Annotated in this window: 15 protein-coding genes; 9 read left to right on the top strand and 6 right to left on the bottom strand. The window is 69.0% G+C overall.

The genetic code is table 11. From position 1 onward, the window contains the following. Positions 1-16: 16 nt before the first annotated feature. Positions 17-1,510 (bottom strand): sugar ABC transporter ATP-binding protein, encoded by a 1,494-nt coding sequence (locus tag BUF17_RS17395; protein WP_073631067.1) that lies wholly within the window; start codon positions 1,508-1,510, stop codon positions 17-19. Between the two features lie 98 nt (positions 1,511-1,608). Further along, the gene (locus tag BUF17_RS17400; RefSeq protein WP_073631069.1) at positions 1,609-2,745 is read right to left on the bottom strand and encodes an ABC transporter substrate-binding protein; all 1,137 of its coding nucleotides are present in this window, start codon (positions 2,743-2,745) and stop codon (positions 1,609-1,611) included. Positions 2,746-3,039: 294 nt separating this feature from the next. Between BUF17_RS17400 and BUF17_RS17405 the strand changes: the two genes are divergently transcribed. Then, complete coding sequence (locus tag BUF17_RS17405; protein WP_084564844.1) at positions 3,040-4,005, top strand: NAD(P)-dependent oxidoreductase; 966 nt, start codon at positions 3,040-3,042, stop codon at positions 4,003-4,005. Positions 4,006-4,718: 713 nt separating this feature from the next. Then, entirely contained in the window at positions 4,719-5,786 is a 1,068-nt protein-coding gene (locus BUF17_RS17410; RefSeq protein ID WP_073631070.1) for a GGDEF domain-containing protein, read from the top strand. Between the two features lie 224 nt (positions 5,787-6,010). Here BUF17_RS17410 and BUF17_RS17415 read toward each other — a convergent pair whose 3' ends face one another. Together BUF17_RS17415 and BUF17_RS23115 are read right to left on the bottom strand one after the other, a co-directional pair. Beyond that, positions 6,011-7,738 (bottom strand): extracellular solute-binding protein, encoded by a 1,728-nt coding sequence (locus BUF17_RS17415; protein ID WP_073631073.1) that lies wholly within the window; start codon positions 7,736-7,738, stop codon positions 6,011-6,013. Positions 7,739-8,009: 271 nt separating this feature from the next. Then, entirely contained in the window at positions 8,010-8,858 is an 849-nt protein-coding gene (locus tag BUF17_RS23115) for an MgtC/SapB family protein (RefSeq protein ID WP_073631075.1), read from the bottom strand. 321 nt (positions 8,859-9,179) lie between these two features. On the opposite strand from BUF17_RS23115, the gene BUF17_RS17425 reads away from it, so the two are divergent. The 7 genes from BUF17_RS17425 (at position 9,180) to ligD (ending at position 18,915) form a co-directional block, all read left to right on the top strand. After that, entirely contained in the window at positions 9,180-9,695 is a 516-nt protein-coding gene (locus tag BUF17_RS17425) for a hypothetical protein (protein ID WP_073631077.1), read from the top strand. A 70-nt stretch (positions 9,696-9,765) separates the two neighbouring features. Further along, on the top strand, positions 9,766-10,122 hold the full coding sequence (locus BUF17_RS17430) for a hypothetical protein (RefSeq protein ID WP_073631079.1): 357 nt from the start codon (positions 9,766-9,768) through the stop codon (positions 10,120-10,122). 123 nt (positions 10,123-10,245) lie between these two features. Beyond that, entirely contained in the window at positions 10,246-10,749 is a 504-nt protein-coding gene (locus tag BUF17_RS17435; protein ID WP_073631081.1) for a YciE/YciF ferroxidase family protein, read from the top strand. A 358-nt stretch (positions 10,750-11,107) separates the two neighbouring features. Further along, the gene (locus tag BUF17_RS17440) at positions 11,108-12,688 is read left to right on the top strand and encodes an OpgD/OpgG family glucan biosynthesis protein (protein ID WP_073631083.1); all 1,581 of its coding nucleotides are present in this window, start codon (positions 11,108-11,110) and stop codon (positions 12,686-12,688) included. Next, on the top strand, positions 12,676-14,958 hold the full coding sequence (gene mdoH / locus BUF17_RS17445) for a glucans biosynthesis glucosyltransferase MdoH (protein WP_073631085.1): 2,283 nt from the start codon (positions 12,676-12,678) through the stop codon (positions 14,956-14,958). Before BUF17_RS17440 ends, mdoH begins: the two co-directional genes overlap by 13 nt. A 206-nt stretch (positions 14,959-15,164) precedes the next feature. Beyond that, positions 15,165-16,058 (top strand): non-homologous end joining protein Ku, encoded by an 894-nt coding sequence (gene ku / locus BUF17_RS17450; protein WP_073631087.1) that lies wholly within the window; start codon positions 15,165-15,167, stop codon positions 16,056-16,058. Between the two features lie 100 nt (positions 16,059-16,158). Beyond that, positions 16,159-18,915, top strand: a complete 2,757-nt coding sequence (gene ligD / locus BUF17_RS17455; RefSeq protein ID WP_073631089.1) for a DNA ligase D — start codon at positions 16,159-16,161, stop codon at positions 18,913-18,915. Positions 18,916-18,921: 6 nt separating this feature from the next. Here ligD and ku (BUF17_RS17460) read toward each other — a convergent pair whose 3' ends face one another. Continuing rightward, positions 18,922-19,794 carry a non-homologous end joining protein Ku gene (gene ku, locus BUF17_RS17460; protein WP_073631091.1) on the bottom strand — a complete coding sequence of 291 codons (873 nt, stop codon included), beginning with the start codon at positions 19,792-19,794 and terminating at the stop codon, positions 18,922-18,924. A 118-nt stretch (positions 19,795-19,912) separates the two neighbouring features. Further along, complete coding sequence (locus BUF17_RS17465) at positions 19,913-20,572, bottom strand: Crp/Fnr family transcriptional regulator (RefSeq protein ID WP_073631094.1); 660 nt, start codon at positions 20,570-20,572, stop codon at positions 19,913-19,915. Between the last annotated feature and the right edge of the window lie 168 nt (positions 20,573-20,740).

Below are 20,740 nucleotides of genomic sequence, written 5' to 3' on the forward strand. Positions count from 1 at the left end.
GGTCCGGTTCCTCCCGTCAGGCCGCGGCGTGCTGGGTGGCGAGGCCGACGATCGCCGTTTCCTCGATCTCGTCGCCGACGAGTTCTCCGGTGACGATGCCCTCGCGCATCACCACCACGCGGTCGGACATGCCGACGATCTCCGGCAGTTCCGACGAGATCATCAGGACGGCGATGCCGGCTTCGGCGAGCGCCTGCATGATGCGGTAGATTTCCATCTTGGCGCCGACATCGACGCCGCGGGTCGGCTCGTCAAGGATCAGCACGCGGCGGCAGGTCCGCGCCCAGCGGGCGACGATGACCTTCTGCTGGTTGCCGCCCGACATCACGGCGACGGGCGTGTCGGGGCCGCGGCAGGCGATCTGGTAGGAGGCGATCGCCTCGGCGGCGATGGCGCGCTCGGCGCCGCGGTCGAGGAAGCCGCCGCGCGAAACGTCGCCGAGCGAGGAGGCGGAGACGTTCGCCGCCACGTCCATCAGCATGGCGAGGCCCTGGCCCTTGCGGTCCTCGGTGACGAGGCCGATGCCGAGCGCGATGGCGCGGGCGGGCGTCATGGCGTGACGGGCGGTGCCGTCGATGACGACCGTGCCTTCCGACATCGCGAGGCCGCCGAAGATGGCGAGCGCGAGTTCGGTGCGGCCCGCGCCGACCATGCCGGAGAGCCCCGTGATCTCGCCGGCCCGAAGCGTGAGATCGGCGCGCCGGACGCGGCCGGGGACCGAGATGCCGCGCGCCTCCAGCACCACCGGGCGCGGCGCCGCGGGCGCGGGCCGCTTCGGCGGGAAGAGCTCGCGCATGTCGCGCCCGACCATCAGCGCGATCAGGCGGTCGCGGTCGAGTTCGGCGACGCGGCGGGTCGCGACGTGACGGCCGTCCTTCAGGACCGTCACCCGGTCGCAGTGGGCGAAGATCTCCTCCAGGCGGTGGGAGATGTAGACGATGGCGACGCCCTGGCGGCGCAGCGCGTGGAGGCGCTCGAACAGGAGATCGACCTCGCGCCCGGAAATCACCGCCGTCGGCTCGTCGAGGATCAGCACCTTGACGTCGTGGACGAGCGCCTTGGCGATCTCCACCATCTGCTGGTCGGCGACCGACAGCTCGCTCACCCGCGCCTCGGGGTCGATGTCGACGCCGAGGCGGAGCAAGAGCGCCGCCGCCTCGGTGCGGGTGCGGCGATGGTCGACGAGGCCGAGCCGGGACCGCCGCTCGTGGCCGAGGAAGATGTTCTCGGCGACCGTGAGGTGCGGGAACAGCACGAATTCCTGGTAGATGACGTGGATGCCGGCGGCCTTGGCCTCGCCCGGCGAGGCCCAGGCCACGGGCTTGCCGTCGAGCGTCATCGCGCCCTCGTCAGGCCGGTAGACGCCGGCGATGACCTTGGTCAGCGTCGACTTGCCGGCGCCGTTCTCGCCGGCGAGCGCGTGGATCTCGCCGGCCGCGACGTCGAACGACACGCCCTGCAGCGCCTGGACGCCGGGGAACCCCTTGGAAATGCCTGTGAGCGTCAGCATGGCAACGCCTCGTCTCGTCGTCGGTTTCGCGCTCGTGGGCGGCCGCCCGGGAGGGTCCGGGCGGCCGTCGTCGCGGAGCCGTCGGCTCCGCCGGCCCGTTACTTCGGATAGTCGACGGAGAAGGTCTTGGGGTCGTAGCCCGGCCCCATGCCGCCGGTGACGAGCATGTCGGCGGGACCGTCCTTCACCACCATCTCGTCGATGTAGACGTCGGGGCGGATCGAGGGGGTCTCGTCGCCGCGGGTGACGGCGATCTGGGAATTGATCTCGGTGATGCACGGCACCTTGGCACCGTCGAGCACCTTGAGCGCGGTCTCGATGGCCTGGCCGCCCATGGCCGGCGGATAGCCGACCTCCAGCATCGGCACCTTGTATTTCAGCGCCATCTGCAGCGGGCCGTTCACGTCGGCGGTGGTGTGGGGCGGGATCTCGCCGGGCTTGAAGCCGGCCTCGAGGAACGCCTCGATGGAGCCGGGCGTCTGCAGGCCGTGCGTGGAGAACACGCCGTTGATGTCCTTGCCGTACTTGGCGATCACGGCCTGCATCGCCTGCTTGCCCTTCACCGGGCTCCAGTCGGAATAGACGGTGTCGAGGATCTTGATGTTCGGATACTGGTCAAACACCTGCATGCCGGCACGCACGCGCGCCTCGTTCGGGCTCGATCCGGCCTGACCGCCGAGAATGACGATGTTGCCCTTGCCGTTGAGCTTCTCAACCAGCCACTGCGCCCACAACCGGCCTTCCATGTTGTCGGAGGCGGTGACGAAGGTGACGAAGTTGTCGGAGGCGATGCGGCGGTCGACCATGACGACCGGAATGCCCTGCTTCATCACGCGGCTGACGGCGGGATCGAGCGCCTTCTCGGTGTTGGCGGAGACGATCAGGAGATCGACACCGCGGGAGACCAGATCCTGAATGTCGGCGATCTGCTTGGCGTCGTCATGGCCGGCATCGGTGATGAGCAGCTTGCCGATCTTGTCCTTGTGCTCGGCAGCGGCCTTCTCGAGCGAATGCAGCGCCACGACGCGCCAGCTGTCGCCGAGGCCGGCGTTCGAGAAGCCGATGGTGTAGGGACCCGCCTTCTTGTACTGGCTGGTATCCTTGAAACAGACGTCGGCGGAGGGATTGAACAGGAACGTGCGCGGCGCTCCCTTGTACCAATCCGCTGAAGCAATGCTCGTTCCCATGGCGAGAGCGACGGCGGCGCACGAAATAATGGACAGTTTAGTCCGCATCTATTCCTCCCTTGAAATCAGCAAGGAGGAAATCGCGCATGAAGGTTCGGCCCGTGGATACACGGCCGTCAGCCCCTCTCGCAGCATTTCCTCTCGGGAGCCTCTTGTGGGCTCTGGTCGCGAAGCCTAGCGATGCCGGCCCTCGCCGCAATCGCGAAAATATTCATTTTGAACAAGTTGCCATGTCGCCTCGGCGCCGCGGCCCCCTAGTCTCCGGACCAGAACCGTCCCGCCGGCCCGTGGGCCGACGGAAGGCCGGAGACTTGGTTCGGAGACTTGGCGCGGAGACTTGGCGTGAAGCGTGCAACCACCCGGGTCGCGACAAGGCGGCTGCCCGATCGACATATCGGCTGGATCGGCGTCGGCAAGATGGGCGCGCGGATGTGCCGGCGCGCGCTGGCGGCCGGCTACCGGCTGACCGTTCTGGAGCCCGTGGTGGAGAACCGCGCGATCGTGGTCGCGCGCGGCGCCGGGTTCGTCTCCACCGCCGCCGAACTCTGCGACCGGGCGCGGGTGATCGTGCTGACGATTCCCGACGATTCTGTGCTGCGGGAGGTCGTGCTCGGACCGGACGGCCTCTGCGCCCACGTCGCGCCCGGCGACATCGTGGTCGACATGAGCACGGTGTCGCCCCACCTCTCGGCGGAAGCGGCCGATGTTCTGGCAAGGACAGGCGCGGCATTCGTGCGCGCACCGGTTTCGGGCAGCACCCAGCTCGCGAGCGACGGCCAACTGACGATCCTGCTTTCCGGCCCGCCGGAGGCGGTGCGCGCCGTGGAGCCGCTGCTCGCCACGCTCTCCACGCGCCGGCTCTATCTCGGCGCCGGCGAGGAAGCGCGCTATATGAAGTTCGTTTTGAATATTCTGGCGGGCTCGACGGCGGCGGTGCTGTCGGAGGCGCTGATGTTCGGGCGCAAGGGCGGCCTTTCCACCCGCGCCATGCTCGACGTGATCGCAGACAGCATCGTCGCGTCGCCGCTGATCGAAGGAAAGCGCGACATGCTGCTGGCGCGAGACTTCGACCCGGCGTTCTCGATCCAGCAGATGATCACCGATTTCGACCTCGTGGCCGACACCGCACGCGCAATCCGCGCGCCGATGATGATCGCAGGCCTGATCCGCCAGCAGTTCGAACTCGCCCGGGCCGCCGGCGACGGCGAGCGCGACTATTTCGCCCTGCTGGAGCAGTTCGAGCGGATGGCGGGCCTTGCCCCCGAGGCACCCGACGAGGCCGACGACACCCTGCCGGAGACCGGCTGACGGCCAAGGCCAGGCGCGTGGTGGACTCGCCACGACAGCCTCTAATTAGCACCTCGTGGGACGCTTTCGGGCACACAGGCAAAAAGTGCTTTTCTTTCCAAATGGATATTCGCACTTCTCACTCTGCCCGATGGCCCTTCATACGGGCCTCCTTTCAAAAACGAACATATCATGAATATCTATATGTTGCGTAAAAATTAGAATCATGCACTATATGTAGATGCCGATGCTGCTCGCTTCGGTGCCGGATGCAACGGCCCTCATAGCTGTCGAGAGGTGATTTTATGAGTAAGAAGCCCGTGAAGATCGGTCGCAATGCTGGAAATGGGCAGTTCACCACGGTTAAAACCGCGACCAACAGCCCCAAGACGCATATCGTCGAAACGATTAAGCGTTGACCTGCAAAAAGCTGAGGGCCGCCTGTTACGCTGCCCTCAGCAACCGAAAATAGTGACTGCACTCAGAAAGTATAGAGGCTTCGACTAGGAATGGTTTGAGCCCCAAAACTGAGACAGTGTTCCGAGCTTTCGGCGACGGACTGTGGACCTGCGCCGGCCAACCCGGCGCTGACATCGGAGAGAATGCACTTCCGCGCCATGGCGACGCGGCGTATCGTGCCACCGGAGGGCGTATCGATGCCGTCCTCCGCAAGGACCGCAGGTGGGGTGGACCCGCGGCCGGGGCACAGTCAAGACGCGGGACGACCGGCTATCATGCTCGACTCTGCAAGGGGATCGTCCGCTTCCCGGCACGAGTTCGCCGGCTTCAGGCGCCGCTTTCTGATCACGGTGCTGGGGGCGGCCACCGTGTGGACTGCCGCCATGGTCGCGGCAAGCACAATGGGCTGGCTCTCGGTCGGACCGCTTCAGACCTACAACAACATCGCGTTCTTCTTCATGGCCCTGGTACTACTGGTCATGGTCTGGCGTTGGCCCGGAACAACCCGGCCCGCTGCCATCGCATTCTGCACCGGCGGCCTTTTCCTGATCGTCGCCGCGCTGTTCCTGGTGCCGGAGGATCCGCTGCGGATGCTGCTTTTCTTCCCCGGAATCGGTGTGATCTTTCTCACGCTTGGCGCCCGCGCCGCATGGGTCGCGACCGCCGTCGCCATCGTCGCGTTCTGCACGGCTGTCGCGGGCGGCTACATCGCAACGACGGCAACCGGCGTGAGCACGTTCATCATTTCGCTGTTCTTCACCGGCCTGTTCTTCCACACGTTCCGCGTCCAGTCGGTCAGGGCGCTGGAGACCATCGCCGCGCAGAACGAGGCGCTCGACGAGGCTGCCCGGCGCGACCCGCTGACGAGCCTGCCGAACCTGCGTGCGTTCCGGAATGCGGTGGAAGCAGAGACCACGGCGCCGAACGGGGGGGCTCCGCTCGCCATCGCCTTCGTCGACGTGGATTTCTTCAAGACGATCAACGACCGGTATGGCCATGCCGAGGGCGACGCGGTGCTGGTGGCCGTCGCAGGAGCGCTCAGAGGGGCGATACGCGCCGGTGATACCGTCGCCCGCATCGGCGGAGAGGAATTCGCGGTGCTGCTGCCGGCGACGGACATCGCGACGGCGATGGTCGTCGCGGAACGGTTGCGCGCCACCGTCCAGGCGACGGCGGTGACGATCGCAGGCGAGATCACGAGCGTCACCGTCTCCGTCGGCGTGGCACCGTCCCGGCCGCCCCATGCCAGCGCCGACGCCGTGCTGCGCGCGGCGGATCTGGCGATGTACGCCGCCAAGGCCCAGGGCCGCAATCGCGTGATCCCCGCACCGGCTGCGGCATAGGGTTCACTTCCGGGCTGTGCCAAGCGGGGTAACGCAGGGCGCCGCATCATGGCCGGGCCGAGCAAATGGCCGCGAAAAAGGCGGCCGGGATGCCGTGCTGCCCCGTGCATCCTCCCCCGCGCATTTCAGATCGCGGCAGCTCGTTTGCTGACCGGAGGGTGACCACCTTTCACCCCCTATAACGCGACCGCCGCCGGTATCGCAAGACGGTCGAGGAAAACGGATCAGAGGTCCCGGCCCACCGGCACGGCGGCGTCTTCGTCGGCGGTGCGGATCAGGCGGGCGATGGCGGCTTCCGCGTCGACGAGCGCGGCGGCGTCGGACTTCTCGCGCCGCAGGGCGGCGTGGATCTCCTCGCCGAGGATGCGCTCGATGCCGGTATAATGCGGCACCGGGGGGCGCTGCCAGTTGTGAAGCTGGTTGCGCCGGGCCAGCCGGTCGGCGAGGCGGACGATGGGCGAGCCGGCGGCGGCCTCGGGATCGGCCACGATGCTGAAACCCGGCGCGACCGGGAAGCCGTTCTTGACGTGGGCGCGCATCGCCTCGGCCGAGGCCATCCACGAGATCGCCTCGAAGGCGAGCCGCGCGCGGTCTTCCGGCAGGTTGGACGGGATGGCGAGCAGGAAGCCGCCGATGGGCGAAAGGTTCGTGCCGCCGGGGCCGGCCGGATGGGCGGCATATTCCACCCGCCGCTTGACGGCCGACTGCACGTCATATTCGAACCGTGCCGCGCGCATCGACCAGATGTAGCACATGGCGGCATCGCCGCTCATGAAGGTCATCAGCGCTTCCTTCCAGCGCATGTCGAGAATGCCGGGCGGCGAGATCTCGACGAGCCGGTGCATGTAGTCGAGCGCGGCGCGGGCCGCGGCATCGTTGACCCGCGGCGGCGGCGTGCGCCGGTCGATGCCCTCCAGCGTGTAGCCCGAGCCGGCGCGCTTCAGATCGAGCACCGCCCCGCCGCAGCAGCCGAGGAAGAACATGAAGGCGTGGGCGATGGGCATGCCGCGCGCGGCGTTCCACACGATGCCCCAGCGCCCCGCCTCCGGCGCGTGAAGCGCGCGGCCGACCGCGATCACCTCGTCGAAGGTGCGCGGCATCTGCAGCTTCGCCGCTTCCAGCATCGGCCGCTGGGCGGTGAGGCATTCGATGGTGACGTAGATCGGGATGCCGTATTGCCGGCCGCCCCATGAGCCGGTGCCCCACACCACCGGCTGGAAGGCATCGGGGTTGATGTTGCTGGCGGCGATGAAGTCGTCGAGCGGACGCAACAGGCCCTTGGAGGCCATCTCGCCGAGCCACGGCATGTTGACGGTGACCACATCGAAGAAGGACTGCTCGCGACCGCCGTTCCACAATAGCCGGTCGTAGAGCTCGGGAAGCTCCTGCAGCTCGAAATTCCGGCGCGAGGCGAGGTTGCTGCGGAAGTCGATCCACATGTTCCGCATCGAGGCGAAGTAGTTGTCGTCGTTGAGCAGGAAGCGCAGGTCGATCGGCTTGTTGCGGCGCTGCTCGATGATGGCGGCGGGGGGATCCTCCCGGGGCAGCGCGCCGCCGAAATAATAGTCGTCGTCGGCATCGTCGCCGGTGGCGCGGTGGCCGTAGGTGCGCGCCAGCACCGCCTTCACTCGGCGCGCGTGGGCCTCGTAGCCGGCGACGAGCCGCGGCCCCGCAACCAGCGCGAACGACTTGCCGGAGGTGCTGCGCGCCACCTTCTGGATCAGCCCCTCTTCGATCATGCGGTGGATGCGCCGCAGCGCGGTCGAGTAGGGCACGCCGGCCACGTCGATCAGCGACGACATGGTGACGACGCGCCCGGCGATCCGCTCCTTCATCAGGTGGGTGATGATGTTCCAGGCCGGATCGGGCTCGGCCGCGGGCACCAGATCGAGATAGGGCGCGCGCGTCTTCTCCAGAAAGGTGATGACGCGTTGCAGTTCGTATTCGTTCATTCCGGGCGCCGCCTCTGGCGCGGCCGTCGCGCGCCCCGTTTGCCGGGGCGTACCGCCGCGCGCGTTTTTCCGATTTCGGCGCCGCGAGATCGTGGCCGCGCACAGGACGCGGCGGCGGCCACCGATCCGCGGCCGCGGCAGGGTGCCCTCTGCGCCCCGCCGGTGCAAGGTGCGCAAGACAGGGGGAGCCGGACAGGGTGAGCCGGGATCGCAGGCGAAGTCGGGACCGACGGGCTCCGGTCGCTGGAAGCGTGTCGCCTAGCCGTTCGCGTCAGTTGCGGCGTTCGCCGAGTGCCTGACCGGGGCGGCCGCGGACGACGATGGAGATCTCGGCGCCTTCCTTGATGGCGGTGGAGGCCGCGATCACCGCGCTCTCGAACGCCGCCTCGCGGGTCGGATAGGACATGCCGGCGCCGTCGGGGCCGGTCACCTGCCACGCGCCTTCATGGCCCGTGATCTCGAAATCGATGCGTTCCATGGTGTCGCCGCCCTTGATGGTGTTGCCGCCCTTGGATGCGCGGCCCTTGGAAGCGCCGCCGTTGGATGTGCCGCCAGCCAGCCGGACAACCGCGGGCGGCCGCGTCCGTTCCGGTCCTCGGCCTGGGGAAACGGCAGCCGTCGCATCGCCGTCTTCGGGCAGCGTGTCGTCGTCGTCGGAATCGCCGTAACCGTGTTCGTTCTCCGTCGGAGAGGGAGCGATCAGGAGGCCGATTGCGAGAAGCAGGGCCGCGAGCACGAGTTCCCAGTTCGCCAGCGCGGCGGCGATGCCGAGCGCCGCCGTCACCAGCACGGTCGCGGCTGTGGTGAGGCCGTAGACCTCCAGCGCCTTCGGATTGCGCAGCACCACGCCCGCGCCGATGAAGCCGATGCCGGTGAGAACGCCCTGGATAATGCCCTGCACGACGCGGCTCGTGGCATCCGGGTGACCGTCCATCCCGCCGACGCTGAGGCCGGCGAGAGAGACCAGCGCAGCGGCGAGGGAGACGAGGCCGAGCGTGCGCATGCCCGTCGGCTTGCCGTGCATATCGCGGTTCAGGCCGACGATCATGCCGATCGCCGCGGCCACGGCGAGCCGCAGCACCGCCTCCAGCCGCTCCCATTCCAGGGGAAGATCGATCATGTCGCGCGCCCTCCGCGCAGGCGGACCGGCCGCAGGCTGCGCCGGTTCCGAACGCGGGTGTGCGGATTCCGTTCCCCGAGGGCCGGGCTGGGTCCGCCACCGACCGCAAGCGAGCCGGTTAGGGAACGGCCGTGGCTCGCCGCCCGTTTACCCAGCGATTTGCAAGCCGGGCGGACCGCATCAGGCAGAACGCAGCCGGCCAGAACGTCACGACGATGGACGTCACCGTGACGCCTCATTCGACGCCACCGCCGGCCGGCCGGCGTTTCCGACCGGATCCGCGATCGGACCGGCGGATCGGAACAGAACGGAGAGCAGACCATGGCGAGAGCCGCGAAAGCGATCAAGGACACCGCCGACGCCGCAGTGGAGGCAGGAGCCGAAACCCGCAAGGCGGCCGGCGCCACCGGCGACACCGTTCGCAAGGCGGCCGAGGACGTCGCCGCCGCGGCGCGCGACGGGCAGGAGCGCACGGCCGACGCCATGTCGGATGCCATGTCGGAAACCATGTCGGCGGCTGCGTCGTCCGCGCTGCCGGACCACCTCCAGGGTGTGACGGAACCGGCAGCGGCGGCCGCCAGCACGATGATGTCGGCCGCGGCCACCCTGCCGCGGGCGGCGGCGGAGATGATGCCGGCGATGGCCGGCGCGGCTCCGCGGATGGCGTTGCAGGCCACGCCGCTGGCGATGCAGGCCACGCCCTGGGCGATGGGTCCGTGGGCGGTGATGCCGGCGATGATGGCGCTGTCGCTCCACGCCATGGCGGCGGCGACGGCCTTCTGGACCTGGCCGCTTTCGGGCGCGCCCGCGCCGTCTGCCGGCCGGCCGCGACCCTGACCGACAACGATCCTTGCGCGCCAGCGGCCGATCCGACCGCTGACCGCGGCGACAACAGGAGGGACATCCGATGAAAGACAACGAGAGCGTGGCGAACAAGGCGTCCAAGGCGGCGGAAGAGGCCGTTTCGGCGGTCGGAGCCGCGAGCGGCAACTTCCGCGACTGGGCCAACGACATGGAGGACCGCATCGGCGACACCACGCGCCGGGCGAAGGCGGGCCTCAGGGACACCGGCGAGACGGTGCGCGAGCATGGCCGGCACGCGGTGAACGCGGCGGAGGAAGGCCTCGTACAGGGCCGCGAGCTCTATCGCGAGGGCAACGAGGCCGTGACCCGCCGGATCGGCGAGAACAGCATCCTCGCTCTGCTGGCGGCCACCGTCGCGGGCTACGCGATCGGCGTGCTCCAGAGCCGCATGCACCGCTGAGCCAATGCACCGCTGAGCCGGGGGCCGCCGCCGCTTCGTCGGCCGAAACGCCCGCCCGGAGGTCCGGAACCGGCACGCGGCCGGACCCGATTTCTCACGAACACTTTTCCCGAGGAGGGAAACATGGGTCTCTTCACCAAGGACATTCAGACATTCGACGATCTCTTCGTGCACCAGCTGAAGGATATCTATTACGCCGAGAAGCGTATCCTGAAGGCGCTGCCGAAGATGATCGACAAGGCGACGAACACCAACCTGAAGGCCGGCTTCAACGCCCATCTGCAGCAGACCGAGGGGCATGTCGGCCGGCTCGAGCAGGTGTTCTCGATGCACGGGGTCACGCCTGACGCGGTGACCTGCCCGGCCATCGACGGCATCATCAAGGAAGCCGAGGAAGTGGCCGGCGATGTCGCCGACAAGCAGGTGCTCGACGCCGCCCTAATCGCCGCCGCGCAGGCGGTCGAACACTATGAGATCACGCGCTACGGCAGCCTCGTCGCCTGGGCGCGCCGGCTCGGCCGCAACGACTGCGCCGACCTTCTGGAGCGCACGCTCGAGGAGGAGAAGGCGACCGACCAGAAGCTGACGACGCTGGCGGAAGGCACGGTCAACCAGGCCGCCGCCTGATGCGGTCGGCGTCCCCTCGCCCGGCCGGCCCGCGGTTGTGACGGACGCGGGGCCTGCCGGAGCGACGGCCGGGCCCGTTGCCGTGCGCGCTTCCGCGCAACGGCAGCGGGCCCGGCTGCTTTTGCAGCGTACGGGATGGGGCTGACGGCGGGGGTAGCCCCGGTGCCGCGCCCGTTCTGGCCCCGCTTCCGACCCGAAGGCCGCGATCCGGCGGCGGCGGGGAACCATCGGCACGGCCGTGCATTTTCCCCGCGGGGTGGTCGTGGCCCGCCCGGCCGGAGATGCCGTCCGATCCCAGCAAGAACACCGCCATCAACGTCAACGTTCTCGCATCACCGTTCTCGAAGGAGGCCATGCCGTGCGCCGTCGTGACTTTCTGTTGGGAAGCCTTGCCGCGGCCGCCCTCGCCGGGGGAGGCAGCACGTTGCTGCGGGAAGCGGAAGCCGACGAACAGGCACCGGCCACCGATGCGGGCGCAGACGCGACGCCGTTCGACCGGTCGTTCGTCCGCAAGCTCGCCCGCGAGCGTGCGGCGAAACCCTATCAGAAGCCGGCGGAGGACATGCCGGCCGGGATCGGCGACCTCGATTATGACGGCTATCGCAAGATCCGGTTCGATCCTAACAAGGCGCTCTGGCGCGCCGACGGCCTGCCCTTCCAGGCCCAGTTCTTCCATCGCGGCTGGCTCTACAAGTCCGGCGTGGACATCTTCGAGGTGGTCGACGGCAAGGCGAGCAGCGTCAGATACCGCCCGGAGATGTTCCTGTTCGATGGCGGGCCGAACCCGCTCGCCGCCGCTTCCCCCGACAAGAACGGGGCCGTGGGCGATATCGGTTTCGCCGGCTTCCGCCTTCACGCGCCGATCAACCGGCCAGATTATTTCGATGAGATCTGCGTTTTCCTCGGCGCGAGCTATTTCCGCGCGGTCGGCAAGGGTGAGAACTACGGCCTCTCCGCCCGCGGTCTCGCGCTGAAGACGGCGGCGCCGGAAGGGGAGGAATTTCCGCGCTTCGTGGCGTTCTGGCTGGAACGGCCCGCGGCGGGCACCTCCTCCATCGTGGTGCACGCGCTGCTCGACAGCGAGAGCGCGACGGCGGCCTACCGCTTCACGATCCGGCCCGGCGACGAGACCGTGTTCGATGTCGAGATGGTGCTCTATCCCCGTGTCGACATCGACAAGGTCGGCCTCGCGCCGCTGACGAGCATGTTCCTGTTCGGGCCGAGCGACCGGGCGGACGTCGACGACTTTCGCCCGGCGGTGCACGATTCCGACGGCCTCGCCATGCTCACCGGCCGCGGCGAGCGCATCTGGCGGCCGCTCGCCAACCCGCAGGACCTGCAGATCTCGGTGTTCGCCGACATCAATCCGCGCGGCTTCGGCTTGATGCAGCGCGCCCGCGACTTCGCCGACTTCGAGGACCTGGAAGCCCGCTACGACACGCGCCCGAGCCTGTGGGTCGAGCCGATCGGCGACTGGGGCGACGGTAGCGTCATCCTCGTCGAGATCCCGACGAAGGAAGAGATCCACGACAACATCGCCGCGTTCTGGCGGCCGAAGGCGCCGATCAAAGCCGGCAGCGAATATCCCCTCACCTATCGTCTTCACTGGGGGGCCGGACTGCCGGACGACGCCGCGCTTGCCGCCGTCGCGGCGACCCGGTCAGGTCATGGCACCGTGGAAGGTGCCCGCCGCTTCGTGCTCGACTTCACCGGCAAGGCGCTCGACGGCCTCACCGATGAGGCCGCGGTCCATCTCGTCGTCGAGAACTCGGCCGGCCGGGTGTTCAATCCCGTGGTGCACAAGTCCGCCGTGGGCGGGTGGCGTGCCAGCTTCGAGCTCGCGCCCGAGGACGCGGGCCTGGTCGAACTTCGCGCCGGCCTGCGCCGCGCCGACGGCTCCCCCCTGTCCGAAACATGGCTCTACCGATGGACCTCCTGAAAGCGTCCCCGGGATGGCCCCGGCCGGTAGCGGCCGCTCCCCGTCGCAAGGCCGGCGCGGAGACCTTCCGGCCGCTGCCGGAGGACCATCCGCTGCCCATGCCGGTGCAGGACCTTTCCGCGCGCCCGGAACGGCAGGCGCCGCCCTTCCCCGACGTGCCGGAAGAGGCCGCGCCCCGCGCTGCGGGACGCCACATGATGATCAGGCGCGCGTTCGTTTTCGCGGTGGCGCTCGCGCTCACCGCATTCGGCATCCATGAGACCTATCTCGCCCTTTCGGTGAACGGGCTGACGGCGCTGGAGGCCGCCGTGCTCGGCCTGTTCGCGGTGCTGTTCGGCTGGATCGCGCTGTCATTCGCCAATGCCATCGCGGGGCTCGTCTCGATCGTGTCCGGCAGCGGGACCCTCGCCGAGGTCGCCGCACTGCCCTCGCCCGTACCGCCGCTGTCTTCCCGGACCGCCATTCTGATTCCGACCTACAACGAAGCGCCGGACCGGGTCTTCGCCACGGTGCTCGCCACCTGCGACGCGCTGGCGGAGACGGGGCAGGAAGCGGCGTTCGACATCTTCGTGCTGAGCGACACGACGGACTGCGCGATCTGGATCGCCGAGGAGACCGCCTTTCTCGCGGCCCGGCGGATCGCAGCCGAACGGCACGGCGGCCGCGAAGTCGGGCTCTATTATCGCCGCCGGCGGGAGAACACCGAGCGCAAGGCTGGCAACGTCGCCGAGTGGGTCCGCCGCTTCGGCAGCGGCTACGACCACATGCTCGTGTTCGACGCCGACAGCCTGATGAGCGGCGAGACCATCGTCGCGCTCGCCGCGGCCATGGAACGCCGCCCCGACGCCGGGCTGATCCAGACCCTGCCCGTGCTGGTGGAGGGACGCACCCTGCTGGCGCGCGCGCAACAGTTCGCGGGCGGGCTTTACGGTCCCATGATCGCTCATGGAATCGCGTGGTGGCACGGCAGCGAGGGCAACTACTGGGGCCACAACGCCATCATCCGCACCGAGGCCTTCGCGCGGGCGGCCGGGCTGCCCCGGCTACCGGGCCGCAAGCCGCTCGGCGGGGACATCCTCAGCCACGATTTCGTGGAGGCCGCGCTGATGCGGCGCTGCGGATGGGCCGTCGTGATGGTGCCGGCGGTTTCCGGAAGCTACGAGGAAGGGCCACCGACCGTGGTGGATGCGGCCGTGCGCGACCGGCGCTGGTGCCAGGGCAACCTGCAGCACGGCCGGCTGCTCGGCACACGCGGCCTGCACTGGCTGAGCCGGCTCCATTTCGGCATGGGAATCGCCTCCTATGTCGCGGCGCCGCTGTGGCTGATGTTCCTCGTGGCGGGTGTTCTGCTGGCGCTTCAGGCCCGCTTCGTGCGGCCGGATTATTTTCCCGAAGGTTTCACGCTGTTCCCGGTCTGGCCGCAGATCGATCCGGTGCGCTCGCTCGGCGTGTTTCTCGGCACGCTTGCCGTGCTGCTGGCGCCGAAGCTGATGAGCCTCGCCGTATCGCTCGCCGTTCCCCGCGTGCGGCGCCGCTTCGGCGGAGGCCTGCGGCTCATCGCCGGCTTTATCGCCGAGACCGTGCTGATGGCACTGGTCGCGCCGCTGATGATGCTGTTCCAGTCCCGCGCCGTGGCGGAAGTGCTCGCCGGACGGGATTCCGGCTGGAACCCGCAGCGCCGGGAGGACGGCGGGGAAAGCTTCGGCACCATCTTCAGGACCTTCCTGCCCCATACCCTGCTCGGCCTCGTGTTCGCCGCCGTCGCGCTGGCGGTGTCGCCGCCGCTGTTCTGGTGGATGTCGCCGGTGATCTTCGGCCTCGTCGGGGCCGCGCCGGTGGCCGCTGCGGCGGGCTCACGGCGCGCGGGCGCCGGGCTCGCCCGCGTAGGACTGCTCGCGACGCCGGAGGAGCGGGAGCCGCCCGATATCGTGGTTCGGGCGCGCCGTGCGGCGGAACACCTGCGCACCATCATGACGGCCGGCGCCGCGGCCGCGTCGCCGGGCGACAATCCCGTGCGGGCGCTGCTGTCCGAGCCGGCGCTGCTCGCCGCGCACTGTGCCATGCTCGAACGCGACCGGCCGGCCAACGATGTCTTCGACGGCACGCTCACGGTCGCGCTCGGCAAGATCGGCCTTTCGCGGGACATGGCCACGGCGCTCGACGGGCTCGATACGCGCGAGCAGCGGGCGGTGCTCGGCGACGCCGACACGCTAAGGATGCTGGCGCATCGCCTCGTCGCCGGGCCGCGCCCAGGCGCGCCGGCCGGCTAGAGCGCCTTCCGATCGGATGGAATCATCAGATCGACCAGAAATCGCTCCAGATTCAAAAGCTTGCGCATATCGCGTCGAGGCCGGTCGGATGCGGTCGCAAGGCGCCCTGGAGACCGACGCGGCTCCGGCGGGAACCAAACGGCCGTGCTGCCGTTGCCAGCGATCATGCCCGCGCCTCAATCCGGCGCCTGAACAGGAAGCGGACCATGGCCCCGAGAGCGAACTGGAAAGGCTTTCTCAAGGTCGCGGAGGTGACCTGCCCCGTGGCACTCTATACGGCCGCCTCGACCTCGGACCGCATCGCCTTCCACACCCTCAACCGGCAGACCGGAAACCGCGTCCACCGCGCCTTCGTCGACAGCGAGAACGGCGCCCCGGTGGAACGCGACGACCAGGTGAAGGGGTTCGACATCGGCGGCGGCGAGCACATCATCCTCGAACCCGACGAAGTCGCAGACGCTGTGCCGGAGAGCGACAAGACGCTTTCGATCTCCGCTTTCATCCCGTGCGGCGAGATCGACGACGTCTATCTGGATCGCCCCTATTATCTCGCGCCGGCGGACGCGCGCGACAACGAGGCCTACGCGCTGATCCGCGACGGTCTGCGGGCGCGCAAGGTGGCGGCGCTCGCGCGCACCGTGCTGTTCCGGCGGGTGCGCACGCTGATGATCCGCGCGCACAACGACGGCCTGATCGCGACCACGCTGAACTTCGACTACGAGGTGCGGCCGGCCGCCGAAGCGTTCGCCGACATCCCCGACCTGAAGATCGAGGGCGAGATGCTCGATCTCGCCCGCCATATCATAGATACCAAAGCGGGGTCGTTCGACCCCTCGACGTTCACCGACCGCTACGAGGCGGCTCTGGCTGACCTGGTCAAGGCCAAGATCGAAGGGCGCAAGATCAAGCCCGCGCCACGGCCCAAGGCCGCGCCGACCTCGGATCTGCTGACCGCCCTGCGCCAGAGCGCCGGCGTTGGCGCAGGCAAGGGCGAGCGCAGGAGTTCCGCTGCCGGGGCCCGGCACGGCCGGGGCGCCGGAGGGGCTTCCAGGTCCGCGCCGAAGGCGGCAGCGGGCGCGCAACGGCGCAAGGCACGCTAAGGTCTCGGTCGCGCCCGGGACCCGGGGCAGGCGTGGCCGCGCAGGATCCGCCCGGCACGAAAGACATCGTCGCGAGGGGAAACGGACCCGGGGGAAGATCATGGCCGAGACGCCCGCACCGCTGGAGCGATATCGCCGCAAGCGCGACTTCGACGCCACGCCGGAACCACGCGGTGGCCGGACACAGAGATCCCGCACGAAGGGAGCCGCCTCCGGGGCCGGCGGCAGCTTCGTCGTGCAGAAGCACGACGCGCGGCGGCTGCACTACGATTTCCGCCTGGAGATGGACGGCGTCCTGAAGAGCTGGGCCGTCACGCGGGGGCCAAGCCTCGTTCCGGGAGAGAAGCGGCTGGCGGTGCACGTCGAGGATCACCCGCTCGATTATGGCGGCTTCGAGGGCACGATCCCCAAGGGCCAGTATGGCGGCGGCACCGTGATCGTGTGGGATCGCGGGACATGGACGCCGATCGGCGATCCGCACAAGGCCTACAAGAAAGGCCATCTCGAATTCGAACTGCACGGCGACAAGCTCGCCGGGCGCTGGCACCTCGTGCGCATGCACGGCAAGCCCGGCGAAACCCGCGAGAACTGGCTCCTGATCAAGGGGGAGGACGCGTTCGCCCGCACCGCCGAACAGGTGGACGTGCTGGAAGAACGCCCCGAGTCCGTGAAGACGGGCCGGACGATCGCCGAGGTGGCGGACGCAGCGGAAGGCGCGCCGAAGACCCGGCGGAAGGCGCCGGGGAAGACCTCCGCCGAGCCTGCCAGGACTTCTGCCGGAAAAACCTCTGCCGCCAAAACCGCTACCACCAAGACCGCTACCACCAAGACCTCTGCCTCGAAGGCGTCTGCCGCAAAGGCACCTGCCAAGAAGACGCGCCGGAAGGCGGCCGCGCCGGATGGCGGGGCCGGAGCCGACGCGGCGGCCTCGAAAAGACCCGATTCGTCCGCCCTCAAGGGCGCGCGCGAGGCCACCCTGCCCGACTTCGTCCCGCCCGCACTGGCGACGCTGGTGGCGAAGGCGCCAAGCGGCGCCCGCTGGCTGCACGAGATCAAGTTCGACGGCTATCGGCTGGAGGCGCGGATCGAGAACGGCAAGGTCTCGCTCCTGACCCGCAGCGGGCTCGACTGGACCGAGAAGTTCGGCGCGGACGTGGTTGCCGCCCTCAAGGCGCTGCCGGCGAAGACCGCGCTGATCGACGGCGAGATGGTGGTCGAGAACGATGCCGGTGCCTCGGACTTCTCGGCGCTGCAGGCGGACCTGAGTGCCGGGCGGAACGACCGCTTCGTGTTCTATGCCTTCGACCTTCTCCATCTCGACGGCTACGACCTGACGGGAGCACCGCTGTCGGCGCGCAAGGACGTGCTGGCCCGCCTGCTGCCGGCGGACGGAGGCAAGCTGCGCTATAGCCAGCATTTCGAGGAAAGCGGCGCGCTGGTGCTGCAACACGCCTGCCGGCTGAGCCTCGAAGGCGTCGTCTCCAAGGATCGCGACGCGCCCTACCGCTCCGGGCGCGGCCGCGCCGGCGACAAGGCGACCTGGGTCAAGTCCAAGTGCTCGGCACGGCAGGAATTCGTCATCGGCGGCTATGTGCCGTCCTCGACCTCGCGGCGGGCGATCGGCTCGCTCGTGCTCGGCGTCTATGACGATGGCGAACTGCGTCATGTCGGCCGTGTCGGCACCGGCTTCAGCGCGGCGGTCGCGGAGGACCTGTTTCGCCGCCTCGAACCGATGGCGCGCAAAACGAGCCCGTTCGCGGGCCGGCTCACAGCCGAGGAGAGCCGTCACGCCCGCTTCGTCGAGCCCGAGCTCGTGGCCGAAGTGGAATTCCGGGCGTGGACCGCCGACCACCACCTGCGCCACGCCTCGTTCCGCGGCCTTCGCGACGACAAGCCCGCGCGCGAGATCGTGGAGGAGAAGCCGGCGGGAGCCGCGGGGGAGAGCGCGCCCGGGAAAGCCGCGACGGTGGAGGCGGCACCGGCGAAGCCGCCGCGCCGGTCCGTGCGCCTCACCCATCCGGACCGCCTCTACTGGCCGGATGCCGGCGTCACCAAGGAAGGGCTCGCCGATTATTACACGGCCGTCTGGCGCTCCATCGCGCCCTTCATCGTCGGCCGGCCGCTGGCCCTGCTGCGCTGTCCCGAAGGCATCACCGGCCCGTCCTTCTTCCAGAAGCACGCCTGGAAGGGCATCGGCGCCGCGATCCGGCAGGTGCAGGACCCCAAGGACAAGAACGGTCAGAGCTTCCTCGCCATCGACGACCTCGACGGCCTGATCGGGCTCGTGCAGTCCGCGGTGCTGGAAATCCATCCCTGGGGCTCGACCCTTGCGGACTGGGAGCGGCCGGACACCCTGACCATGGACCTCGATCCCGGGGAAGGCGTGCCGTGGGACGCGGTGATCGAGGCGGCGCGCGAGACGAAGGCGCGGCTGGAGCAGGCGGGCCTCGCGGCGTTCGTGAAGACCTCCGGCGGCAAGGGCCTGCACGTCGTCTCGCCCCTGAAGCCGAAGGCCGAATGGCCGGCGATCAAGGCGTTCGCCAAGGGGCTTGCCGACGCGATGGCGGCCGACAGCCCCGACCGGTATGTCGCGACCATCACCAAGTCGAAGCGGCGGGGCAAGATCCTGGTCGACTATCTCCGCAACCAGCGCGGCATGACGGCGGTCGCGCCCTACTCCACTCGCGCCCGGCCCGGGGCACCGGTCTCGATGCCGCTGACGTGGGAAGAGCTCGATCCCAATGTCGGCCCGGCCTACTTCACCGTCGCCAACACCCCGACGCGGCTCACCGCGCGCGGCAGCGATCCATGGGAGGGATTCAGGGCGGCGGCGGCGCCGGTCGAGCCGCGCGGGTAGGCGGCCTCAGCGCCGACGCCCGGCTGCGCGGCGGTCGCCGCCCCGGGCGGCCTTCTTCGCCGGCGCAGCGGCGCCGGGCTTGTTCGACCCGGTCTCGGCCGCCAGGCTGCGGCGCAGCGCTTCCATGATGTTGACGTCGCCTGCCGGGCGCTCGGGTGCGGCTTCACGCGGAGCGGCGCGGCGTTTGCCGACGTCCCGCTTCGCGGCGATGATATCGAGCAGCCGGTCCTGCACCGGATCGTGCACCATCTTCGGATCCCACAGCCGGGTTCGCGCGTCGATCAGCGCGGTCACGAGATCGATGCCGTCCTCGTCGGGCTGATCCGCATCGAGGCGGTCGAAATAGACGGCCTCGTCACGCACCTCGTCGCCCGCGCGCAGCGTCCAAAGCACCATGCCGCGATCTCTCGGCTCGATCAGGACGGCGTGCTCGCGGCGATAGAGCACGAGACGCGAGATGCCGACCGTGCCCGTCGCGGCCATGGCGTCGCGGATGACGGAAAATGCCTCGGTCCCGACCTTGTCGCTCGGGGAGAGGTAATGCGGCGTGTCGTACCAGATCCAGCCGATGCTGTCGGCCGGGGCGAACCGCTCGATATCGATCGTGCGCGTGCTCTCGAGCGCGACGGCCTCCAGTTCCTCGTCCTCCAGCATGACATAGTCGTCCTCGCCGCGAGGATAGCCCTTCACCTCGTCGTCCTCGTCGACGGGCTTGCCGGTGCCTGCATCGAGATAGCGGCTGACGACGCGGTTGCCGGTCCTGCGGTTGAGGGTGTGGAACCGGACCTTGTTGCTCTCGGACGTCGCCGGTGTCATCGCGACTGGACAAGTCACCAGTGAAAGCTTCAGGTAGCCCTTCCAGAAGACGCGCTGTGCCATCGATCAAACTCCCGGTTCCCACCGTTGAACGGATGGTCGCCGCGCGCGGTTCCGATGGGTCGCTGACCGACCACCGCCGGGCCGCCGCGGCGCCCCGGAAGGGCGTCGGGCGGCGCCATCACGGGCAGGCCGGGTGCGAGGGGTTCGACTGCTCGTCCGCGGCCGAGTAGGCGATGAGCGCCTCCGGATCGAGCACCTCGATGCGCCCGCGGCGGGAGCGGATGATATGCTCGCCCTCCAGGATATGGAGCGCCACGGTCACGCCGGAACGGCGAACGCCGAGCGCGGTCGCGATATATTGATGGGTGACGGCGATCTCGTCAGAGCCCACGGCCTCCCGGCAGAGCGAGATCCACCGCGCCACCCGCTTCTCGAGGCTGAGTGTCGCGGCGTTCGCCGCCTCCGCCAGGAACCGCGCGGTCGAGCGCAGCGCGTAGTCCTTCATCCGCTGCCGCAGGACGGCGTCGGACTCCAGAAGCGCATCCAGAACCGGCTGCGCGATCCGAAGCGCCTGACCGCCCCGCATCACCGTGGCGCCGAGAGGCGGGAAATCCGGCAGCAGCAGGCGATGAATGCCGATCACGTCGCCATTGCCGGCAAAACCCACCTGAAAGTGGGCGGCTTCCTTGCACAAGGTCAGGTTTGCCACGGCATCCATCGGGAAATAAACGCCGTCGTCGTGGGTGACCGACTCACCGGCCTTGAGACGGACGGTTTCGGCGAGACCCTCCGCGCGGCTGTGTTGGCGAAGCGTTCGCTCCCATTGGGCTGCATCCATGTCAACCTCCGATCTTTGCCCCGAAAATCCGGGTTCCGCCAATCATCCGGCGGAACGCAGGGGGCAGGCTGAAAACGCGGAGGCGGCGGATTCGTTCATTTCGGACACTTCAGGTTGCGTGGTCGGAAACGGACGAAGGCCCGCCCAAGGCGGCGGGAACGGGCGATC

It is taken from the genome of Pseudoxanthobacter soli DSM 19599 (assembly GCF_900148505.1).
Taxonomy (GTDB): Bacteria; Pseudomonadota; Alphaproteobacteria; order Rhizobiales; family Segnochrobactraceae; genus Pseudoxanthobacter; species Pseudoxanthobacter soli.

Excerpts from the sequence above, each read along its gene's own strand:
- BUF17_RS17395 (WP_073631067.1), bottom strand. The coding sequence starts at position 1,510 with ATGCTGACGCTCACAGGCATTTCCAAGGGGTTCCCCGGCGTCCAGGCG.
- BUF17_RS17400 (WP_073631069.1), bottom strand. The coding sequence starts at position 2,745 with ATGCGGACTAAACTGTCCATTATTTCGTGCGCCGCCGTCGCTCTCGCC.
- BUF17_RS17410 (WP_073631070.1), top strand. The coding sequence starts at position 4,719 with ATGCTCGACTCTGCAAGGGGATCGTCCGCTTCCCGGCACGAGTTCGCC.
- BUF17_RS17415 (WP_073631073.1), bottom strand. The coding sequence starts at position 7,738 with ATGAACGAATACGAACTGCAACGCGTCATCACCTTTCTGGAGAAGACG.
- BUF17_RS23115 (WP_073631075.1), bottom strand. The coding sequence starts at position 8,858 with ATGATCGATCTTCCCCTGGAATGGGAGCGGCTGGAGGCGGTGCTGCGG.
- BUF17_RS17425 (WP_073631077.1), top strand. The coding sequence starts at position 9,180 with ATGGCGAGAGCCGCGAAAGCGATCAAGGACACCGCCGACGCCGCAGTG.
- BUF17_RS17430 (WP_073631079.1), top strand. The coding sequence starts at position 9,766 with ATGAAAGACAACGAGAGCGTGGCGAACAAGGCGTCCAAGGCGGCGGAA.
- BUF17_RS17435 (WP_073631081.1), top strand. The coding sequence starts at position 10,246 with ATGGGTCTCTTCACCAAGGACATTCAGACATTCGACGATCTCTTCGTG.
- mdoH (WP_073631085.1), top strand. The coding sequence starts at position 12,676 with ATGGACCTCCTGAAAGCGTCCCCGGGATGGCCCCGGCCGGTAGCGGCC.
- ku (WP_073631087.1), top strand. The coding sequence starts at position 15,165 with ATGGCCCCGAGAGCGAACTGGAAAGGCTTTCTCAAGGTCGCGGAGGTG.
- ligD (WP_073631089.1), top strand. The coding sequence starts at position 16,159 with ATGGCCGAGACGCCCGCACCGCTGGAGCGATATCGCCGCAAGCGCGAC.
- ku (WP_073631091.1), bottom strand. The coding sequence starts at position 19,794 with ATGGCACAGCGCGTCTTCTGGAAGGGCTACCTGAAGCTTTCACTGGTG.
- BUF17_RS17465 (WP_073631094.1), bottom strand. The coding sequence starts at position 20,572 with ATGGATGCAGCCCAATGGGAGCGAACGCTTCGCCAACACAGCCGCGCG.